At 70.5% G+C, this 20,179-nt stretch carries 14 protein-coding genes; 2 read left to right on the forward strand and 12 right to left on the reverse strand.

Annotation, left to right across the window (positions count from 1 at the left end):
* The gene (locus tag ACVN90_RS10775) at nt 1–1,542 is read right to left on the reverse strand and encodes an MFS transporter (protein ID WP_475098264.1); all 1,542 of its coding nucleotides are present in this window, start codon (nt 1,540–1,542) and stop codon (nt 1–3) included.
* Between the two features lie 66 nt (nt 1,543–1,608).
* Here ACVN90_RS10775 and ACVN90_RS10780 point away from each other — a divergent pair, with 66 nt between their 5' ends.
* Nucleotides 1,609–2,154, forward strand: a complete 546-nt coding sequence (locus ACVN90_RS10780) for a TetR/AcrR family transcriptional regulator (RefSeq protein WP_475098265.1) — start codon at nt 1,609–1,611, stop codon at nt 2,152–2,154.
* Between the two features lie 81 nt (nt 2,155–2,235).
* Here ACVN90_RS10780 and serA read toward each other — a convergent pair whose 3' ends face one another.
* The 7 genes from serA to ACVN90_RS10815 form a co-directional block, all read right to left on the reverse strand.
* Entirely contained in the window at nt 2,236–3,840 is a 1,605-nt protein-coding gene (gene serA, locus ACVN90_RS10785; protein WP_475098266.1) for a phosphoglycerate dehydrogenase, read from the reverse strand.
* A 139-nt stretch (nt 3,841–3,979) separates the two neighbouring features.
* Nucleotides 3,980–4,354: a bacitracin resistance protein gene (locus ACVN90_RS10790; RefSeq protein WP_475098267.1), complete on the reverse strand. Its 375-nt coding sequence runs from the start codon at nt 4,352–4,354 to the stop codon at nt 3,980–3,982.
* Nucleotides 4,351–4,899: a DNA polymerase III subunit gamma/tau gene (locus ACVN90_RS10795; protein WP_475098268.1), complete on the reverse strand. Its 549-nt coding sequence runs from the start codon at nt 4,897–4,899 to the stop codon at nt 4,351–4,353. The genes ACVN90_RS10790 and ACVN90_RS10795 overlap by 4 nt, the downstream gene beginning before the upstream one ends.
* 136 nt (nt 4,900–5,035) lie before the next feature.
* Nucleotides 5,036–5,890 carry a peptidoglycan-binding domain-containing protein gene (locus ACVN90_RS10800; RefSeq protein WP_475098269.1) on the reverse strand — a complete coding sequence of 285 codons (855 nt, stop codon included), beginning with the start codon at nt 5,888–5,890 and terminating at the stop codon, nt 5,036–5,038.
* An 80-nt stretch (nt 5,891–5,970) separates the two neighbouring features.
* Nucleotides 5,971–9,219 carry a lamin tail domain-containing protein gene (locus ACVN90_RS10805; protein WP_475098270.1) on the reverse strand — a complete coding sequence of 1,083 codons (3,249 nt, stop codon included), beginning with the start codon at nt 9,217–9,219 and terminating at the stop codon, nt 5,971–5,973.
* 79 nt (nt 9,220–9,298) lie between these two features.
* Complete coding sequence (locus tag ACVN90_RS10810; protein ID WP_475098271.1) at nt 9,299–10,015, reverse strand: copper homeostasis protein CutC; 717 nt, start codon at nt 10,013–10,015, stop codon at nt 9,299–9,301.
* 82 nt (nt 10,016–10,097) lie between these two features.
* On the reverse strand, nt 10,098–10,304 hold the full coding sequence (locus tag ACVN90_RS10815; RefSeq protein ID WP_475098272.1) for a hypothetical protein: 207 nt from the start codon (nt 10,302–10,304) through the stop codon (nt 10,098–10,100).
* A gap of 198 nt (nt 10,305–10,502) precedes the next feature.
* Here ACVN90_RS10815 and ACVN90_RS10820 point away from each other — a divergent pair, with 198 nt between their 5' ends.
* A complete protein-coding gene (locus ACVN90_RS10820; RefSeq protein WP_475098273.1) occupies nt 10,503–14,738 on the forward strand; it encodes an nSTAND1 domain-containing NTPase in 4,236 nt (1,411 codons plus the stop codon).
* Nucleotides 14,739–14,995: 257 nt separating this feature from the next.
* On the opposite strand, the gene ilvC is transcribed toward ACVN90_RS10820, so the two are convergent.
* Genes ilvC through ilvD form a run of 4 tightly spaced genes read right to left on the reverse strand, consistent with a single transcriptional unit; the run spans nt 14,996 to nt 20,157 of the window.
* Nucleotides 14,996–16,060 (reverse strand): ketol-acid reductoisomerase, encoded by a 1,065-nt coding sequence (gene ilvC, locus ACVN90_RS10825; protein WP_475102100.1) that lies wholly within the window; start codon nt 16,058–16,060, stop codon nt 14,996–14,998.
* A 12-nt stretch (nt 16,061–16,072) separates the two neighbouring features.
* Nucleotides 16,073–16,582, reverse strand: a complete 510-nt coding sequence (gene ilvN / locus ACVN90_RS10830) for an acetolactate synthase small subunit (protein WP_045297961.1) — start codon at nt 16,580–16,582, stop codon at nt 16,073–16,075.
* 3 nt (nt 16,583–16,585) lie between these two features.
* Complete coding sequence (locus tag ACVN90_RS10835) at nt 16,586–18,391, reverse strand: acetolactate synthase large subunit (RefSeq protein WP_475098274.1); 1,806 nt, start codon at nt 18,389–18,391, stop codon at nt 16,586–16,588.
* 47 nt (nt 18,392–18,438) lie between these two features.
* Nucleotides 18,439–20,157 carry a dihydroxy-acid dehydratase gene (ilvD, locus tag ACVN90_RS10840; RefSeq protein ID WP_374974632.1) on the reverse strand — a complete coding sequence of 573 codons (1,719 nt, stop codon included), beginning with the start codon at nt 20,155–20,157 and terminating at the stop codon, nt 18,439–18,441.
* Nucleotides 20,158–20,179 lie beyond the last annotated feature (22 nt).

Raw genomic sequence — 20,179 nt, forward strand, 5'->3', positions numbered from 1 at the left:
CTACGACTTCTGGCGGGACCCTCCCAGGGTAGTGGCCGCGATGACCCCCGCGACGACCACGAGGGCCGCTCCGATGAGCGCCGTGACTGTCACGCCCGCATCGAATGCGGTCGCCGCAGCTTCGAAGAGCGCCTCGCCCGTCGCACCGCCGATCTGGTCGGCGGCATGGACCGCGCCCGCCAGGGTCTCGGAGGCGGCCTCGGCCGCAGCATCCGTCACACCATCCGGGACCACGAGATTCGACCGGTAGAGCGCCGTCAGGATGCCGCCGAGAACGGTCGTGCCGAGAACAGCGCCCAGCTCGTACGCGGTCTCGGAGACGGCGCTCGCGGCGCCCGCCTTCGCCGGCGGTGCGCTCGAGAGGACCAGCTCGTTCGACACGGTCTCGGCGGCACCGATGCCGATCCCGAGCGAGATGAACGCGGCGACGAGTGTGCCCACGCTGTCGGGCCCGGTGGCGAATGCCACCGCGATGTAGCCCGCGACCGAGAACACGAGCGCCGCCGGCACCACCACGCGGGCAGGCCACTTCTTCGAGATCGGCACGACCGCGAGGCCCGCCAGGATCATCATCGCGAGGCCAGGCACAAGAGCGAGGCCCGCCTGCATCGGCGACAGACCCACGATGAGCTGCAGGTGCTGCGCGACGAAGAAGAGGAAGCCGACCAGCGCGATGACGCTGAGGAGATTCACCAGCAGCGCGCCGCTGAACGTGCCGAGACCGAACAGCCGCATGTCGAGCATCGGCGCCTTGGCGCGCAGCTGGCGGCAGACGAACAGCACGCCGAAGCCGAAGCCCACGAGCATCGGCAGCCACGCCGCGACCGCGAATCCGTGTACGGCGAGCTCCTTGATGCCGTAGACGATCGGGATCATCGTCGCCATCGACAGGGCGATGCTGAGCGGATCGATCCGGCCCGGCTTCGGGTCGCGGCTCTCGGGCACCAGCAGCGGCGCGAGCACCAGCAGCGGGATGAGCACGGGCACCGAGAGGAGGAACACCGAGCCCCACGAGAAGTGCTCGAGCAGCAGGCCGCCCACGATCGGCCCGAGCGCGGCGCCGGCGGAGAACATCGACGCCCACACGGCGATCGCGAGGCGTCGCTGGTCGCGGTCGGTGAAGATGCTGCGCAGCAGCGACAGCGTCGACGGCATCAGCATCGCACCGAACACGCCCATCGCCGCGCGGGCGGCGATGAGCCACGCGGCGCTCGGCGCGAAAGCCGCGAGCACGGAGACGGCGGCGAACCCGGTCGCGCCGATCAGCAGCATCCGCCGCCGTCCGAACCGGTCGCCGAGCGTGCCCATCGTGACGAGCAGACCCGCGAGGACGAGCGGGTACGCGTCGATGATCCACAGCTGCTGTGCGCTCGTCGGCCCGAGTTCGAGGGCGATCGACGGGAGCGCGAAGCTCAGCACCGTGTTGTCGACCGAGACGAGCAGGACGGGCAGCATCAGCACGACGAGCGCGGCCCAGCCGCGCCAGCCCACCTTTCGGGCCTGGGCGTCGGCGAGCGAGAGTTCTTGGGTGAGAGTCATCATGTTTTCTATACCGTCCAGCCGGTATAGTAACAGGATGCCCGAGCCTCTGTCGATACCATCGAGGCCATGAGTCGCCCTCCCCTGGCCCGCGATAAGGTGCTCGACGCCTTCGAGCAGATCCTCATCGAAGAGGGCGAGCGCGCGGCCACGATGGACGCCACCGCGAAGGCCGCGGGCGTCTCGAAGGGCGGCCTGCTGTACCACTTCGGCACCAAGGAGGCGCTCGAGGCGGCCCTGATCCAGCGGCTCCGCGCACTCGTGCAGGAGGACGTCGACCTGATGGCCGCGGCACCGGAGGGGCCGATCGCGTACTTCCTTCACACGTCGGTCATGGCGAACGACCCGATCGACCGCGCGATCCTCGCGACGTCACGCCTCGCCCAGGGCGGCGATGCCACCGCCAGCGATGCACTGCGGCACATCCGCGACGACTGGGCGGCCGTGCTCGAACCCCACACCAAGGACGCGACGGCGCTCGACCTGGTGATGCTCGTGAGCGACGGCCTCTACTTCAACAACGCACTTTCGGGCGGGTCGATCCCCGGCCCGGTCCCCCGCGGCGAGGCGCTCGAAGCGCTGATCGCTCTGGTCGAGCGCGCCGCGCGTCCCTGACCCGCGCCCGCTTGACGGCGTACGGATGCCGCGCCAACGAGCCTTTACGGAGGGCTCAGGGACGCGGCATCCGTCGTGGAATCAGGACTCGGTGATCTCGATCTGGCGGAACAGGTCGGCCTGGATCGCGGTGCTCACCTCGTCGAGGAGGGCGTCGGGCACGGGCGAGTCGACTGTGAGCACCGACAGCGCCTGGCCGCCGGCCGTCTGACGCGCGATCTGCATGCCGGCGATGTTGATGCCGGCCTCGCCGAACTTCTGGCCGTAGATCGCGACGATACCGGGGCGATCGGTGTAGAGCATGACGACGTGGTTCGTCTCGATCGGCAGCTCGATCGCGTAGTCGTTGATGCCGACGAGCTTCTCGACCTGCTTCGGGCCGGTGAGCGTGCCCGAGATCGCGAGCTGCGAGCCGTCCGACAGCGCGCCGCGCAGCGTGATGACGTTGCGGTACTCGGGGCTGTCGTCGTCGACGAGCAGGCGCACCTCGACGCCGCGCTGCTCGGCGAGCAGCGGCGCGTTCACGTACGACACGGTCTCGCTGACGATGTTCGTGAAGACGCCCTTGAGCGCAGCGAGCTTGAGCACGCTGACGTCGTAGGCCTGGAGCTCGCCGTGCACCTCGACGTCGAGGCTCGTGAGCGGCGACCGCGCGAGCGCCGAGAAGATCTGGCCGAGCTTCTCGACGAGCGGGATGCCGGGGCGCACATACGGGTCGATGACGCCGCCTGCGACGTTGACGGCGTCGGGCACGAGCTCGCCGCCGAGCGCGAGGCGCACCGACTTCGCGACCGAGACGCCCGCCTTCTCCTGCGCCTCTTCGGTGGAGGCGCCGAGGTGCGGCGTGACGACGACGTTGGGGAGGTCGAGCAAGGCCGCGGCGGTGCCGCCCTCCGCCGGGGGCTCCGACGTGAAGACGTCGAGGCCCGCGCCCGCGATCTCGCCCGCGGTGAGGGCGGCGTGCAGCGCCTCCTCGTCGATGAGTCCGCCGCGCGCGACGTTGACCACGTACGCGGTCGGCTTCATGATCTTGAACTGCTCGGTGCCGATCATGCCCGTGGTCTCGGGCGTCTTCGGCATGTGGATCGTGACGAAGTCACTCTGCTCGAGGAGCTCGTCGAGGGTGACCAGCTGCACGCCGAGCTGCTGCGCGCGAGCGCTCGTGACGTAGGGGTCGTACGCGATGACGCGCACGTCGAAAGCCTGCAGGCGAGCCGTGATCAGCGCACCGATCCGGCCGAGGCCGATGATGCCGACAGTCTTCTCGAAGAGCTCGGTGCCGGTGTACGAGCTGCGCTTCCACGCGCCGCCCGCGAGCGACGCGTGAGCGGCGGGGATGCGGCGCGCGAGGCTGAGGATGTGGCCGACGGTGAGTTCGGCCGCCGAGATGATGTTCGACGTCGGCGCGTTCACGACCATGACGCCGGCCGTGGTGGCGGTCTTGATGTCGACGTTGTCGAGACCGACGCCGGCACGGGCGACGACCTTGAGGACGGGCGCCGCGGCGATCGCCTCGGCGTCGATCTTCGTCGCCGAGCGGATCAGCACCGCGTTGGCGTCGGCGAGGGCCGACAGCAGCGCGGGGCGGTCGGTGCCGTCGACGTTGCGCACGTCGAAGTCAGGACCCAGGGCATCGATCGTGGCGGGAGAGAGCTCTTCGGCGATCAGGACGACAGGCTTCGGCACGGGTGTTCCTTAGTGGGGCGGTGCGCGAACGCGCGGAGCAGAACCGGATGCCGCGCCGCACGCCGTCGGGGGGCGAGGCCTGTGCCAGCCTACCTCCCGCGCGACGGCGCGCCCGACCGTGTGACGGCCGCCCGCAGGCTCAGCCCAGGAACGACGCGGAGTTCAGCGTCGTGTAGGCGACGACGTTGAGCCAGAAGACGGCCACGACCGCGAGGCCCGTGAGCATCACGAGCAACAGCTCGTGCGGCGCGCGGCGGTACCCGATCGCGAACGCCCCGCCCCACACCAGCAGCGGGAACACCGCCGCGAAGATCCAGATGAACCACCCGAGCGCGTTGAGCGTCAGGCCGGCGTCGCCGAACACGCCGAGGGTCGCGACGAGGTTGCCGACGGCGTTCCAGACGGCGTAGGCGTAGAACAGCCCGGTGACACCCGAGATCGCGGCCACGAGCCACGTGGGGGTCTTGCCACGCTTCGTGGCCGGGGCTGCAGCATCCGTCACGTTCTCGCTCATTGTCCGATCGCCCCGATCATCACGAAGGGCCAGGGCAGCAGCAGCACGACTCCTGCCCCGAGCCACGCGAACCGCACCCACGCGCGCGAGCTGCGCGTGAGCAGCAGGGTTGTCGCGAACCACAGGAGCGGGGCCAGCACGGCGAGCCACAGGCTTCCCTGGTACATCACGTCGAGCACGAGGTACTGTGCCTTGCCCTGCAGGCGGAGGCCGCCGATGAGCCAGCCGATCGCATAGAGGGCGTACACGCCGCCGAGCACGCCGAACGCGATCAGCGCGGCGTTGCCCATCGGCCGGCGCTCGGGCGTCGCGGCCGGCGTGCCGGCGGTCGCCTCGGGGACGGATGCTGCGGCCGACGGCGCGTCCGCGGAGGCCAGCGTCTCGCTGCCCTTGCCCACGGCGGTGAAGCCGTTCGGCAGCTCGGCCGGCGTCGACGCCGTCGGGGTCTCGGTCTCGTCCTCCGGCTCGCCGGTCGCACCGTGGTCGAGCGTGGGATCGTCGTCGCCGTCCCAGGTGAGGGCGTCGTCGTCGCGTCCGGTCGTCACGTTCTCAGCGTAGTGCCGCGGCCGCGCCGGCCCGGGCGCCCCTTGCAGCTCGGCCGCGCCGGCCCGGGCGCCCCCTGCAGCTCGGCCGCGCCGGCCCGGGCGCCCCCGGTGAGCGGGGCGCCCGGGCCTGCGTCGCTCAATCGAAGAGCCGCAGCATCAGCGTGTGCCACGTGACCGGACCCACGATCCCGTCGACCGGCGGTGCGAACAGCTGCTGGAACTCGCGGACCGCGGCGTCGGTGGCCGGACCGAAGTCGCCGTCGACGGTGAGCCCGGCGAGGAGCGTCTGGACCGCCCTCACGGCCTCGCCCTTCGCCCCGGCGGGGCCGTCGCCCTGCTTGACGGTGAGGATCAGGTTCGGCCAGTCCAGCTGCCCGAGCGTGGTCGAGATCTCGACGGCGCGCAGCGTCTGCTGGAACGTCTTCACGGCCTGACCGCTCAGCGGGCCGAACGCGCCGTCGGCGGCGATCGTCGCGCCTCGGACGCGCAGCAGATGCTGCGCGGCGAGGACTCGCCAGTTCGTCGCCTGCGTCGAGCCCTGCTTCACCAGTGCCCACGGCCGGGGGCCCGGCATGAACGTGCTGAAGAACGACCAGGTCTCACGGCCGGCGATGCCGTCGATGGTGAGGCCCCATGACTCCTGGAAGAACTCGACCCGCTCCTTCGTGATCGGACCGAAGTCCCCGTCCACGACGAGCGGGTCCTCCCCGGGCGAGCGCACGAGCCCGAACTGCTGCACCGCCCGTACCGCGTCGCCCGTCGACCCCTGCTGCACCGCGATGACGAGCTTGGGCCACGTCACGGGGCCGACGATGCCGTCGGCGGGCACGCCCTGCGCGGTCTGGACGGCGGTGACCGGGGCTGCGGTCGCGGGCCCGTAGTCGCCGTCGACGACCACGGCATGGCCGTGCGCCCGCAGCAGATATTGGATGCCCGGGACGATCGCTGCCGACGATCCCGGTCCGACGGTGCTCCACGGTTCGACGTTCATGACGGCTCCTCTGCTCAGGTTCGAAGGAGAGGCGTGCGGCCCCTCACGGTTCCGAGGCGTTCCCCGCGTGAGCTGATACGTCAGCGGTGCACGAGGGAGACGGCATCCGTCTCCACCGCCTTCGCGTACTGCAGCGCCAGCGGCACCGCGAACGCGTCGTCCTCTTCGGTGTAGCGGTGTTGGAGTCCCTGCGCAAGGATGCGCCAGGGCCGTTCGTTGGACGGAGTCGCGGCGTCGCCGTCGTCGGGAAGGAACTGCGTGTAGTCGTACGGATGACTCGCCGTGGCGCCGAGCGGCACCGAGAACGTGTCGACCGCGAGCAGTCCCGCGGCGAGATCGACCTGGAGCAGCCGCTGGAAGCCCGTCGCCCTCTCCCCTGTCGGCGTGCGGAACTCCTGGTAGTCCGCGAGCGCCTCGAGCACCGTGTGCCCCGGAATGCCTCCGGCGTTCTCGGTGACGATCGCGCCGAGCCCGTGGAAGTGCCCCGACAGCACGAGCACGACGTTGCGGTTCGGCGCCACGACCCGCTCCCACAGCAGGTCGCCGTGCGAGACCCACCGCGACGTGGTCGAGCGCTCCGCGTCGTCCTCAGCAGTGGCCGGGGTGAGGTGCTCGTGCGTCGAGATGACGATGTTCGCGTCCCGATGCGCTGCGACGACGGCTTCGGCCCAGGCGATCTCGCGCTCCCCGTACGCGTACGGCAGCGAGATCATCACGAACCGGGCGCCGCCCGCGTCGAACGACGACCAATTCGCGCTGTTGTCATCTCGAGTGAGCGATCCGCCGAACCACGGCTGATCGCGGTAGCGCTCGGGGCCGAAGTACTCGTTGAACAGGTCGTTGCTCACGCCGCGTTTGTTGTCGTGGTTGCCCGGAAGCACGCTGTTGGGAATGCCGTTCGCATCCAGCACGCCCTGCAGTCGCGACGCCACCTCGTACTCGCGGCGGGCACGCTCCTCCGTCTGGCCGGGATCGACCCAGTTCTGGATGAGGTCGCCCGTGTGCGTGACGAAAGCGAGCTTGCGCGCGTCGGCGTTCTCGGCCAGCCACGCGACCTCACCCGCATACACCTCCGGGTACGCCTCCGAGTAGTACTGCGTGTCGGTGATGTGGCCGAGGGCGAGGTCGTAGTCCGCGGGGTCGGCGAGTCCGTCGGCGGCGGCGGCCGCCGACTCCTCCAGCGTCACGACCTGCACCAGCAGGTCGGCTGTGCCGTCGACGATCTCCTCCTCGCGCACGACGCCCTCGAGCCGCACGGGGGCGGTGGCCGCAGCATCCATCGCCGTCGCCGCGCCCGCGCCCTCGTCGAGCGCGCGCCACTCCGACTGCCGGGCCGTTGCGGAGGCCGGAGCCCACACCGACAGACGCACCTCGGCGCGCCCGACCGTGCGCCCGCTCCACGAGACCGTGCCGCCGTCAGCGGGCAGGCGGACGCGCATCCGCACGTAAGGCAGGTCGTACGCATCGTCGCGCGCGGTCAGCTCGGCGGCCGCGACCTCCCGCTCGCCCGGTGCGGTGCGGCTCGTGAGGGGCGAGAGCGATGACCCGGCATGGGCCGCGATCACCTCGACCGGCTCGCCCTCCCTGCCCTTCGGAAGTGCTGCGGATGCTGCCGCCTGGCCGATCGCGGAGTCGACGGTGTCCGATCGAGCCTGGTCGAGCGCGCGCTCGATGATGTCGTCTGCGGACACCGCTCGCGGGCCGGCGAGCACGCCGGGGGTCGCGGCGGCGGGCACGAAGTCGCTCGCGTCATCGCCGGTGAACGCGGCGCGCTGCAGCGTCTCGCCCCGCACCCGGTCGACGGCGAACGTCGACAGCGCGAGCCCCTTCGTGCACGGGCTCTCGCGGTCCACGCTGCTGTCCATCTCGTTGCGGTGGTAGACACCGACGCTGTCGACGCGGCGTCCTTCGGCGTCCTCCACCCACACGCCAGCGCCCGCGAGCTCGAGCGGGTCGTCGTAGACCGATTCCGCGCTCTCGGCGGCCGGCGTGCCTGCGAGCGCGGCCGTCCAGGTGTCGTCGGGAGCGAGCACCGTGCCCGACGCCACCATGGCGAGGTCGTCGAACCGGCGGAAGCCATCCGCGCCGCACGCCACCAGCGTCCACCCCGAGATGTCGACCGCGCGCGAGCCGAAGTTCGCGAGCTCGACGAAGTTGCGTCGCGGCATCCCTTCGATCTCCGGGTCCGTCGCGATCTCGCTCACTGCGACACCCGGCCGATCGCCGTACGCGAACGCCCTCGCAGCGGATGCGGCGACCGCGACCGGCTCCCCCGCGTTCGGTTCGCCCGGAGTGCGACCCGCGATCGCGAAGCCGCCGTCGGGCTGCCGCTGCCAGCTCTGCCCGGTGCGGTAGTCCAGCGTCGAGGGCAGCTTGTCGCGTCCCGTCTGGCAGGCGGTGTCCTCCCACGAGGACACTCCCACACCGTCGACCCGGCGTCCGTCCGCCGTGACAAGGAGGGCGCCGTGCGCGGTGTCGGCGAGCGATGTCTCGACGCGGACGTCGGGCTCTCCCCCGAAGGCGGGACCGCCGATGATGAGCCGCTCGCCCGGCGCCAGGGCGGTGTCCGGCCCGAACACGTGCTGGAGCGCTTCCGTGGGCGCGGTCCCGCTCGCCGTGCAGCGATACAGCCGCCAGCCCGCGAGGCCCACGTCGGTCGTGCCGTCGTTCACGAGCTCGACGAAGTCGTCACCGTGCCCGTCCGGACCCGCCGCTGCGATCTCCGACACCCGCACTCGTGCATCGGAGACCTCCGCGAGGCGGTTCGCCTCGCCAGGGGTCGCGACAGCGCGCACCCATCGCCCGTCGGTGGACGACCCGGCGCGCTGCCAGCTCTCCCCGAGCGCGGCGGCCGTGGTGACCGGGAGCTCGACGCCCCCTGCGCACTCCGACGTCGTCGGCGCCGGGTCGTCGGTGTAGACCGCCACCGCGTCGGCCGTCGCGCCCGACGGCGCGATGACGATGAGTCCGTACCCGCGCTCCGCCAGGCGCGCGGTGGCAAACGCGCGTCGCTCCCCCGCCGCGAGGATGATGCCGGCGAGATCCGCCTCGGGATCCGTCGGGCGGGTCCGCAGCCCTTCTTCGTCGCAGCGGAAGACCGCGTACCCGGTGAGGTCGATCGGGCGATCTCCGGGATTCGCGAGCTCGAAGAATCCCGCGGCCGGCCCCCGGGCGCCGGCGGGCGACACCTCGTCGATCGTCACGGTGACCGGCGACGCCACAGCCCCGGGAGGCTGCGCCGCACCGGCGGGGCCGCCCATCGAGGCCGCGATCCCGACGAGGAGAACGGAGGCCGTAAGGAATGTGGTCACACGGTTCGCGGCGCGCACGAGGCGACCGTGACCCGGCGAGGTGAACCGGCGCGGGCCCCCCGGCGATCATCCGGTGTACGGCTGCGGGACGGTTGCCTCAGCCCGCGGCGGCGACGGCCTGCGCCACGAGTGCGGGATCGGTGACATCGTGCCCGGCGGAGCCGCCACCCGGGCCGGATGGCGCGTCGTGGCCCGCGCGCGATCGCGCCGACAGATGCACCGCGTCGACCCCTGCGGCGAACAGCGCCGGGATGTCGGCCGGCTGCACGCCGCCGCCAGCCATGACCTCCACGCCGCCCGAGCGCTCGGCGAACGCCGCCAGCGTGGCGAGACCGTCGATCGAGCGCGGCGCTCCGCCTGAGGTGAGCACACGGTCTACGCCCTCGGCCACCAGCGCATCGAAGGCGGCCGACGGGTCGGCGGCGGCGTCGACGGCGCGGTGGAATACGAGGGTCACCGGGCCTGCAGCATCCCGCCATCTGCGCAGCGTCTCGACATCGAGACCGCCGGCGGAAGTGAGGGCGCCGACGACCACTCCGCCGGCGCCGCGGTCGACGCAGGCACGGATGTCGGCCGACACGAGCGCGATCTCGTCGAGGTCGTAGACGAACCCGCCGCCGCGCGGGCGCACGAGAACGTTGACGGTCGCGGGGTCGACGGCGGCCAGCACGGCTTCGAGCGTCGCGAGCGACGGAGTGAGCCCGCCGACGTCCAGGGCCTGGCACAACTCGAGGCGTGCGGCCCCGGCGGCGATCGCTGCGCGTGCTCCGGCGGGGTCTTGGACGGCGATCTCGACGGGGCGCGGTGAGGGCATGTCGTGAGCCTAGTCCGGGCGCCCGGCGTGCCGCAGACATGGTGAGACCCGCCGCGCCTACGGGCGGCGGGTCTCGACGGATTCAAGAGAGTCGCAGCTGCCGCGGCCTCGTGAAGAGGTTGCGGAACCACACGCCGAGGCCTGCGAGGACGTGCGACGCCGGGCTCTCGGGCGTGACAGTCGCGCCGCGGTCGGCGATGCTGCGGAGAATCTCGTTCTCGCGATCCAGGGCGGCCGCCCGCTCGCGATCGAGCCGGTCGGCCGTGAAGGTCAGGGTGTTCCCGTCCATGGCCGTTCCTTTCCTGATGCTCGCCCGGGTTGGCGAGGCTGTGTGGATGAGTGGCGGTTGCCGTGCGCTGATACGCCGGGCCGTGAAACACAGCGTCGCGGCATCCGGTATCGGAATCGGGTGCGTCCGGTACTGATCCGGTACTGATCGGGCGCGGATGCCGTTGACGCTCGCTTGCGCGGACATCACACTGCATCCATGGCCATCAGGGTTCTGGGGCCGCTCGATACCGGGACCGAGCAGACCCTGAGCCCGCGGGAGCGGGTGGTGCTCGCCGCACTCATCGTGCGGGCGGGACGCACCGTCGCGCCGGGCGACCTCGCGGAGGCGTGCTGGGGCGAAGATCCGCCTCGCACGTGGCCGCAGCAGGTCAAGACCTGTGTGGCACGCATCCGGGCGGGGCTCGGGAGCGCCGCCGTGGTGACCCGGGGCTCCGAGTACACGCTGGGGATCGACCCCGCGACGATCGACGCGTTCGAGTTCGAACGCCTGGTCTCGAGCGCGCGGCAGCACGCGCTGCATGACGAGCACGACCGCGCCATCGACGCGTATCGGCGGGCGCTCGAGCTGTGGCGCGGCGAGCCCTACGTGGACCTGGTCGACTGGGCGCCCGCGGCGGTCGAAGCCGAGCGCCTCATCGAGATCCGTGACAGCGCCCAGGAGGAGCTGCTCGAAGCACGCCTCGCCGAAGGCGAGCACCGCGCGGTCATCGCCGATGCCGAGCGACTCGTACGCGCGGCGCCGCTGCGCGAGGACCGCTGGGCGATCCTCGCGATCGCCAACTATCGCGCCGGCCGGCAGGCCGAGGCGCTCGCCACCGTGCGCGCAGCCCGTACGCGACTCGTCGACGAGCTCGGCATCGACGTCGGGCAGCGCCTGCGCGAACTCGAGGCGTCCATGCTGCAGCAGGATCCGGCGCTCACCCTCGTGAAGACGCTTCACCGGGTGAGCGACGCCTGCCCGTACCGCGGTCTGGCGGCCTTCTCAATCGCCGATGCGGACGAGTTCTTCGGACGCGAGAGCGATATCGGGGCCCTCCTGCAGCGGGTGCGGCCGGGGACGCTGACCGCGGTGGTCGGGGCGTCCGGTTCGGGCAAGTCGTCGCTGGTGTTCGCGGGCCTGCTGCCGCATGCCTCGGAGGGGCGCCGCGTGACCGTCGTCACCGCGGGACGCGAAGCCGCGCCCCGCCTCCGTGGACGGCTCGAGCAGAGGGCCGCTGCCGACCTCGTGGTCGTCGACCAGTCGGAGGCGCTGTTCCAGCTCTCCGAGCGCGAGCGGGACGAGCTCTGCGCGCTCATCGCGAGTGTGCTGACGGCCGGGTCGGCGGTGATCCTGACGCTCCGCAGCGACTTCCTCGATCGCGCAACGGGTCTCCCTCATATCGGCACCCCGATCGGCCGGGGCGTCTATGCGATCGGGCCGCTCAGCGTCCCCGGGCTGCGGGAGGCGATCGAGTTCCCGGCCACCCGCGCCGGCCTCCGGCTCGAGCCGGGACTCGTCGAAGTGATCGTGAGGGATGCCGACGACCGCCGCAGCACGTTGCCCCACGTGTCCCACGCCCTGGTCGAGACCTGGATCCGACGCGAGGGAGCGACGCTCACCGTTGCAGGGTACGAGGCGTCCGGGGGGATCGTCGGCGCCATCGCACAGTCGGCCGAGAGCCTGTACCGCTCGCTCGACCCCGAGGATGCGGCGGCGTGCCGATCCCTCATGCTCCGCCTCGTGCAGCGAGGAGCCGATGGCGCCTCGGTACGGCATACCGCTCAGCTGGGGCCGCTCATCGCGGACCCCGCGCGCCGCAGGGTGCTCGACCGCCTGGTCGCCGCACGACTCCTGGCCACCGACGGGGACGAGGTGACGGTCGCCCACGAGGCCGTCGCGACCGCGTGGCCGCGCCTGGACGGCTGGCTCGAGGAGGATGCCGAGGGAGCGCGCCTCGTCTCGACCGTCGCGACAGCGGCGGAGTTGTGGAACGGTTCCGGCCGCCGGGACGAGGACCTGCTCCGCGGAGCGCGCCTGCAGGCTGCGCTGGACTGGAGGGATGAGGCACGGCCAGACCTCACCACCCTGGAGCAAGAACTGCTCGATACGTCGGCCGAACGCGAGCAGGACGAGATGCGCGAACTCGGCGAGCGCGCCGAACGCGAGAAACGGACCAACCGCAGGCTCCGGTGGGCGGTCGGAGGGGCGGGCGTGCTGCTGGTGGCTGCGCTCGTCGGCGGGAGTCTCGCGGTCGTGCGGGGCGGAGAGGCACAGGTCGCCGCCGAGAACGCGAGCGTCGAGGCGCTCGTTGCGACCTCCCTCTCCCTGCTCGACCAGGACCGCGAAGTCGCCGCGCTGCTCGCCGCGGAGGCGTACCGCCGATGGCCGGACGATCCGCGCACGAGATCCGCGCTCTGGGGTGTCGTGACGAATTCGGGAGGGGTCGTCGCCGTCCATCACGGAGCCGAAGCGTCGGTGCCCTGGCTCGACGTGATTCCGGGCACGGGCACCGCGGTCCGGGTGTCGGCAGACCCGAGCGACACGACGCGGTCCGCACTCGACATGGTCGATCTCGAGACGGGCGAAGTGGTCGACGTGCTGGACACCGCGCTGCCGGCAGCGGTCGGCGACGGCGAACGCAGCGTATCGGTGAGCCCTGACGGATCCAGCGCAGCGATCACGTTATTCGTCTACCCCGATCCGAATGTCCCGGAGGAGTGCTGTTGGACGCACGTCTCGGTCATCGATCTCGCGACCGGTCGATCTCGGCCGGGGCCCGGGGTCGTCCGAGGAATCATGCTCCCCGGCGCAGTGTGGGATGCGGCAGGTCGCCACGTGTTCTTGGTCGACGCGACAACTGCCGACCTGATCGGTGTCGACTCCACGTCGGGCGTCGTGCGAGCGTCGAGCGGCTGGACGCCGACGATCCATCCCCGCATGGCGGACATGCAGTTCTTCGCGGTCCCGACCATGGTCGACGACAACCTCGTCGCTGTCGGCGCGGGGAAGGAGATCCGCTTCTACCTGCACGACTCCCTCGGTCTCGTGCGAACGATTCCTCTCGGCGACGACAGAGCGAGCGAGTCTGTCATCGCCGACGGTCGTGGCGGTTTCGTGACCACGGGCTGGGACGGCACCGCCCGCCTCGCCGCTGACGGCACGGTCATGTGGCGGCGCTTCGGGGACGCGACTCAGGACTGCGTGTCTTTGCACCTTGCAGCCGCCGATACGATCGCCTGCGGGTCATATGGAGGGCTGTCGTTCCTCGATCTCGAGACCGGCGAGCTCTCCGGTGAATCTGTGCCGCTGCAGTACAACCGGAACGCTTTCTTCAGGTCCATCGACGACGAGTCGTTGCTCGCGTTCCCCACGGTCCCGGCGGTCTGGCTGCGTTGGCGGATCGACGGCGGCGGCGCCGGTGCGGACGTCGTCGCGAAAGGACGCGAGCTCCTCGAAGGCCCCGAGGCGGGGAGCTCGCTCGTCGTGACCCAGCCATCAGGCGGTGGGCGGATGCAACTGTGGGACATCGAGCGCGACGTCGCCGTCGGGAAGGAGTCCGCGCGGATCGTCCCACTGGGCAATGGGGTGGTCGCACGATTCGCCGAGTACGAACCCGGTCCCCTGTACGCCCGATACGAGCAGCAGTGGGGTCGGCCGACCCTCGAGCGAGTGTCGACGGGCGACCAGATCCCGCTGCACATCGCCGGTCTCCCGGACTCGGTCAACGTCTATGCCGGCAGCTGGTGGACGCCCGCGTTCGCCGCGTGGCCCGAAGGTGTGGTCGCATTCGATCCTTCGACGGGCGAGGCCCTCGGACCCATCTTGACGCTCCCGCGCGACCGATTCATCGACGTGAGATCGGTCAGCGAAACGCCCGACGCGACACGAGCCGTCGTCACCTGGTGGAACGAGAGGCGTTCCGCCTCGGAGACCGGAGTTTTCGACATCGCGACCGGAGGCCTCGTCGCACGTGGGCTCTTCGGACTCGAAGGGAGCCTCGCCGTCGCCGACGACCGAATGGTCGGTATCGCCGAGGACGACGCGCGGATCTACGACCTCCGTACCCTCGAGCCGGTCGAGGCCCTCGCCCGGGCCGCCGGCGGCGGCAACCGCATCGGAGTCAGCGCCGACGGCCGCACGCTCCTGAACGTCGGATACAACAACACACTCACGCTGTACGACCTGGCTGGGAACGTCGCGCTGGCGAGCCCTGTCGACGGTACGGCGGACGCGACCCGCATCGCCGGCGGGTTCCTCACTTCCGACGGTCAGAAGCTGATCGAGGCGCTGCCGAGTGGAATCAGGGTCTGGGACTTGCGCACCCGGCAGCAGTCGATTCACGCGTGCGCGCTCGCCGGCAGGGAGCTCACCCCGGACGAGTGGTCTACGTACTTCCCCGGCGAGGGACGCGTCGAGACGTGCGCAGCGCTCGCGTCCGCTGCCGGCGGCTGAGAATGCACCGACGCGGCGGCGCCATCGGCGACGCAGCCCGGACATCGGACGTTCATCGAGCTGCCCACCACCCGACCGACGTCAGTCGTCGGCGACCCTGAGCTCCACGACCGGCACGAGCACGTCGGGCCGCCGCACCAAGAGGTCGACGGTGAGCGTTCCCTCCGCCTTCCCCGCCGGCGACAGGTTCAGTGCGCCGTCAACACCGAAGGCCCGGCTCCCGCAAGCGGGAACCGGGCCTTCGGGTGAGGCGAGGATCAGCGCGCGGCCGAGCCCTCGACGTAGTCCGCGTCCTGCTGCTTCCACGCGAAGAGCGAGCGCAGGTCCTTGCCGACCGACTCGATCGGGTGGGCTGCGGCCTTCTCGCGCAGCTCGAGGAACTCGGCGGCGCCGTTGTCCTGGTCGTCGATGAAGCGCTTGGCAAACGCGCCCGACTGGATGTCGGCGAGAACGGCCTGCATGTTCTCCTTGACGTGCGGGTCGATGACGCGCGGGCCCGAGACGTAGTCGCCGTACTCGGCCGTGTCGGAGACCGACCAGCGCTGCTTGGCGATGCCGCCCTCCCACATGAGGTCGACGATGAGCTTCAGCTCGTGCAGGACCTCGAAGTAGGCGATCTGCGGCTGGTAACCCGCCTCGGTCAGGGTCTCGAAGCCGTACTGGACGAGCTGCGACACGCCACCGCAGAGGACAGCCTGCTCGCCGAAGAGGTCGGTCTCGGTCTCCTCGGTGAAGGTCGTCTTGATGACGCCGGCGCGCGTGCCGCCGATCGCCTTCGCGTACGACAGGGCGGTCGCCCAGGCGCCACCGGTCGCGTCACGCTCGACCGCGATGATGTCGGGGATGCCGCGGCCCGCGACGTACTCGCGACGCACCGTGTGGCCCGGGGCCTTCGGCGCGACGAGGATGACGTCGACGCCCTCGGGCGCGTCGATGTAGCCGAAGCGGATGTTGAAGCCGTGCGCGAACGCGAGCGTCTTGCCCGGGGTCAGCTTGTCCTTGATGCTGTCGTTGTAGATCCCGCGCTGGTGCTGGTCCGGCGCGAGGATCATGATGACGTCCGCCCACTCGGCCGCGTCGGCGACCGACTTGACCTCGAAGCCCTCGTCCTGCGCTTTCTCGATCGACTTCGAGCCGTCCTTGAGCGCGATGACGACCTCGACACCCGAGTCGCGAAGGTTCTGGGCGTGCGCGTGACCCTGCGAGCCGTAGCCCACGATCGCCACCTTCTTGCCCTGGATGATGCTCAGGTCGGCATCGGCGTCGTAGAAGATCTCAGCCATCTTCGTGTTTCTCCTTGATTGATCGGTTCTGGAAGTAATGGATGCTGCGGCTCAGCCGCGCAGCACACGCTCGGTGATGCTCTTGCCGCCGCGGCCGATGGCGACGAGGCCGGACTGCGCCAGCTCCTTGATGCCGAAGGGCTCGAGCGCGCGCAGGAATGCGTCGACCTTGCCCTTGTCGCCGGTGACCTCGACCACGAGCGCGTCGGGCGCGTAATCCACGATCTGGCCGCGGAAGAGGTTCACGACCTCGAGCACGTTCGACCGGGTCTGGTTGTCGGCGCGAACCTTCACGAGCATGTGCTCGCGCTGGACGGATGCCGCGGGGTCGAGCTCGACGATCTTGATGACGTTGATGAGCTTGTTGAGCTGCTTGGTGACCTGCTCCAAAGGCAGCTCGTCGACGTCCACGACGACCGTGATGCGCGAGAGTCCGGGCACCTCGGTGACGCCCACCGCCAGCGATTCGATGTTGAAGCCGCGCCGGGCGAACAGACCCGCGACGCGCGTCAGCAGACCGGGCTTGTCCTCCACGAGGAGGCTCAGCACGTGACTCGTCATGTCTCAGTCCTCCTGCTCGTCGAAGGCGGGCGAGTGGTCCCGCGCGTACTGGACGTAGCTGTTGCTCACGCCCTGCGGCACCATCGGCCACACCATCGCGTCTGCGCTCACCACGAAGTCGATGACGACGGGGCGGTCGTTGGTCTCGAGGGCCGTCTGGATCGCAGCATCCACGTCCTCTTCCTTCTCGACGCGGATCGCGAGGCAGCCGTATGCCTCAGCCAGCTTCACGAAATCGGGGATGCGCACCGTGCCGTGGCCGGTGTTGAGGTCGGTGTTCGAGTGGCGGCCGTCGTAGAACAGCGTCTGCCACTGGCGCACCATGCCCAGCGACGAGTTGTTGATGATCGCGACCTTGATCGGGATGTTGTTGATCGCGCAGGTCGCCAGCTCCTGATTGGTCATCTGGAAGCAGCCGTCGCCGTCGATCGCCCACACGACGCGGTCCGGCTCGGCGACCTTGGCGCCCATCGCCGCCGGGACCGAGTAGCCCATCGTGCCCGCACCGCCGGAGTTGAGCCAGGCGTTCGGGCGCTCGTACTTGATGAACTGCGCAGCCCACATCTGGTGCTGACCCACGCCTGCGGCGTAGACGCCCTCGGGGCCGGTGAGCTCGCCGATCCGCTGGATCACGTACTGCGGTGACATCAGGCCGTCGGTCGGCTGCGTGTAGCCGAGTGGGAACTCGTCGCGCAGGCCGTCGAGGAACGACCACCACTCGGTGATGTCGGGCGTGGTGCCGCCGCTGACCGCACGGAACGCGACGTCGAGGTCGACGAGAACGTCCTTGAGGTCGCCCACGATCGGCACATCGGCCGTGCGGATCTTCGAGATCTCGGCGGGGTCGATGTCGACGTGCACGACCTTCGCGTGCGGCGCGAACAGCGCCGCCTTGCCGGTCACGCGATCGTCGAAGCGGGCACCGAGCGCGACGATGAGGTCGGCCTCCTGCAGCGCCAGCACCGCCGGCACCGTGCCGTGCATTCCCGGCATGCCGAGGTGCTGCGGGTGCGAGTCGGGGAACGCGCCGCGCGCCATCAGCGTGGTCACGAGCGGCGCACCGGTCGTCTCGGCGAGCGAGCGCAGCTCCTCCGAGGCGCGGGCGCGGATCACGCCGCCGCCGACGTACAGCACGGGCTTCTTGGCATCGGCGATGAGCTGCGCCGCGGCCTGGATCTGCTTGCCGTGCGCCTTGGTCACCGGCCGGTAGCCCGGCAGGTCGATGTTCGGCGGCCATACGAACGGCACCTCGGCCTGCTGGGCGTCCTTCGTGATGTCCACGAGCACGGGGCCCGGGCGTCCGGTCGACGCGATCTCGAACGCGGCGGCGATCGCACCGGGGATGTCCTCGGCGCGCTTCACCAGGAACGAATGCTTGGTGATCGGCATCGTGATGCCGACGATGTCGGCCTCCTGGAACGCGTCCGTGCCCATGAGGGTCGAGAAGACCTGGCCGGTGATGCAGACGATCGGCACGGAGTCCATGTACGCGTCGGCGATCGCCGTGACGAGGTTCGTGGCGCCGGGGCCCGACGTCGCGAGCGCGACGCCGACACGACCGGATGCCGCGGCGTAGCCCTCGGCCGCGTGACCGGCGCCCTGCTCGTGACGGACGAGGATGTGGCGCACGGACTCGTCATCCATGAGCGGGTCGTAGACGGGCATGATCGCCCCGCCGGGAAGACCGAAGACGTCGGTCACCCCGAGCAGGTCGAGTGAACGGACGACCGCTTCCGCGCCCGTGAGCACGGGCGTCGAGGCGGTGCGGGCTGGCGGCCGGGGAACGGCCGCGGCGGTGTCGGCTGACATGGTGATTTCCTCTGAAGTGGGTCGGAGGGGGATGTCGGAAGCCAGGCTCAACCGGTGGTCGCGCCCTCCGCAGCGGAGCGCACGAGTCGGGAGTACTTGGCAAGGACGCCACGGGTATAGCGCGGGGGAAGCGGCTCCCAGCCGGAGCGGCGGGAGTCAAGCTCAGCCTCGTCGACGAGTAGGTCGAGAGTGCGAGCCGCGATATCGACCCGTATCAGATCACCATCGCGCACGAAGGCGATGGGACCTGCGTCCACCGCTTCGGGTGCTATGTGGCCGATGCACAGGCCGGTTGTGCCGCCTGAGAATCTGCCGTCCGTCAAGAGTAGTACATCTTTTCCGAGCCCCGCGCCCTTGATGGCGGCGGTGATGGCGAGCATCTCGCGCATGCCCGGTCCGCCCTTCGGGCCCTCGTACCGGATGACGACGACGTCGCCCGCGGCGATCTCGCCGGCCTCGAGCGCGTCCATCGCGGCGCGCTCACGCTCGAACACGCGGGCGGGGCCTTCGAAGACGTCGGCGTCGAATCCGGCAGACTTCACGACCGCGCCCTCGGGCGCGATGGAGCCGTGCAGGATCGTGATGCCGCCCTTGGCGTGGATCGGGTCGTCGAACGAGTGGATGACCGTGCCGTCCACGGGGTCGGGGTTCAGGTCGGCGAGGTTCTCGGCGAGCGTCTTGCCGGTGACGGTGAGGGCGTCGCCGTGCAGGAGTCCCTCGTCGAGCATCGCCTTCATGATGACCGGGATGCCGCCGTGGCGGTCGACGTCGTTCATGACGTACTTGCCGAACGGCTTCATGTCGGCCACGTGCGGCACCTTGTCGCCGATGCGGTTGAAGTCGTGCAGGCTCAGGTCGACATCGGCCTCGCGGGCGATCGCGAGAAGGTGCAGCACGACGTTGGTCGAGCCGCCGAGCGCCATCGCGAGGGCGATCGCGTTCTCGAACGCCTCCTTCGTGAGGATGTCGCGCGTCGTGATGCCCTGGCGCAGCAGGTTGACCACGGCCTCGCCGGAACGGTGCGCGAAGTAGTCGCGGCGGCGGTCGGCCGAGGGCGGCGCCGCAGAGCCGGGGAGGCTGAGGCCGAGCGCCTCCGCGACGGAGGCCATCGTGTTCGCGGTGTACATGCCGCCGCACGCGCCCTCGCCCGGGGCGATCGCGCACTCGATGCGCTTGAGGTCGGCCTCGCTCATTTTGCCCGCGAGGCACGCGCCCACGGCCTCGAACGAGTCGATGATGGTGACGTCCTTCTCGGTGCCGTCCGACAGCTTGACCCAGCCGGGTGCGATAGAACCGGCGTAGAGGAAGACGCTCGACAGGTCGAGGCGGGCCGAGGCCATGAGCATGCCCGGGATCGACTTGTCGCAGCCGGCGAGGAGCACCGAGCCGTCCAGGCGCTCCGCCATGATGACGGTCTCCACCGAGTCGGCGATGACCTCGCGCGAGACGAGCGAGAAGTGCATGCCCTCGTGGCCCATGGAGATGCCGTCCGAGACGGAGATGGTGCCGAACTGCAGCGGGTAGCCGCCGCCGGCGTGCACACCCTCCTTGGCGCCCTGCGCGAGCCGGTCGAGGCTCAGGTTGCAGGGGGTGATCTCGTTCCAGCTCGACGCGATGCCGATCTGGGGCTTGTCCCAGTCCGCGTCGCCCATGCCGACGGCGCGGAGCATGCCGCGGGAGGTCGTGGCCTCGATGCCGTCGGTGACGACGCGACTGCGGGGCTTGATGTCGATGGAGTTGTCAGCGAGCGAATCGGGCTGGGCCATTGGTTCAGTGTATTCCCGCATG

The sequence above is a fragment of the Microbacterium sp. F01 genome, from assembly GCF_056156365.1.

What these genes read in the sequence shown, in the direction of transcription:
- ACVN90_RS10775 (WP_475098264.1), bottom strand. Translation starts at nt 1,542, where the DNA reads ATGATGACTCTCACCCAAGAACTCTCGCTCGCCGACGCCCAGGCCCGA.
- ACVN90_RS10835 (WP_475098274.1), bottom strand. Translation starts at nt 18,391, where the DNA reads ATGTCAGCCGACACCGCCGCGGCCGTTCCCCGGCCGCCAGCCCGCACC.
- ilvN (WP_045297961.1), bottom strand. Translation starts at nt 16,582, where the DNA reads ATGACGAGTCACGTGCTGAGCCTCCTCGTGGAGGACAAGCCCGGTCTG.
- ACVN90_RS10815 (WP_475098272.1), bottom strand. Translation starts at nt 10,304, where the DNA reads ATGGACGGGAACACCCTGACCTTCACGGCCGACCGGCTCGATCGCGAG.
- ACVN90_RS10800 (WP_475098269.1), bottom strand. Translation starts at nt 5,890, where the DNA reads ATGAACGTCGAACCGTGGAGCACCGTCGGACCGGGATCGTCGGCAGCG.
- ACVN90_RS10820 (WP_475098273.1), top strand. Translation starts at nt 10,503, where the DNA reads ATGGCCATCAGGGTTCTGGGGCCGCTCGATACCGGGACCGAGCAGACC.
- ACVN90_RS10780 (WP_475098265.1), top strand. Translation starts at nt 1,609, where the DNA reads ATGAGTCGCCCTCCCCTGGCCCGCGATAAGGTGCTCGACGCCTTCGAG.
- ilvD (WP_374974632.1), bottom strand. Translation starts at nt 20,157, where the DNA reads ATGGCCCAGCCCGATTCGCTCGCTGACAACTCCATCGACATCAAGCCC.
- ACVN90_RS10790 (WP_475098267.1), bottom strand. Translation starts at nt 4,354, where the DNA reads ATGAGCGAGAACGTGACGGATGCTGCAGCCCCGGCCACGAAGCGTGGC.
- ACVN90_RS10810 (WP_475098271.1), bottom strand. Translation starts at nt 10,015, where the DNA reads ATGCCCTCACCGCGCCCCGTCGAGATCGCCGTCCAAGACCCCGCCGGA.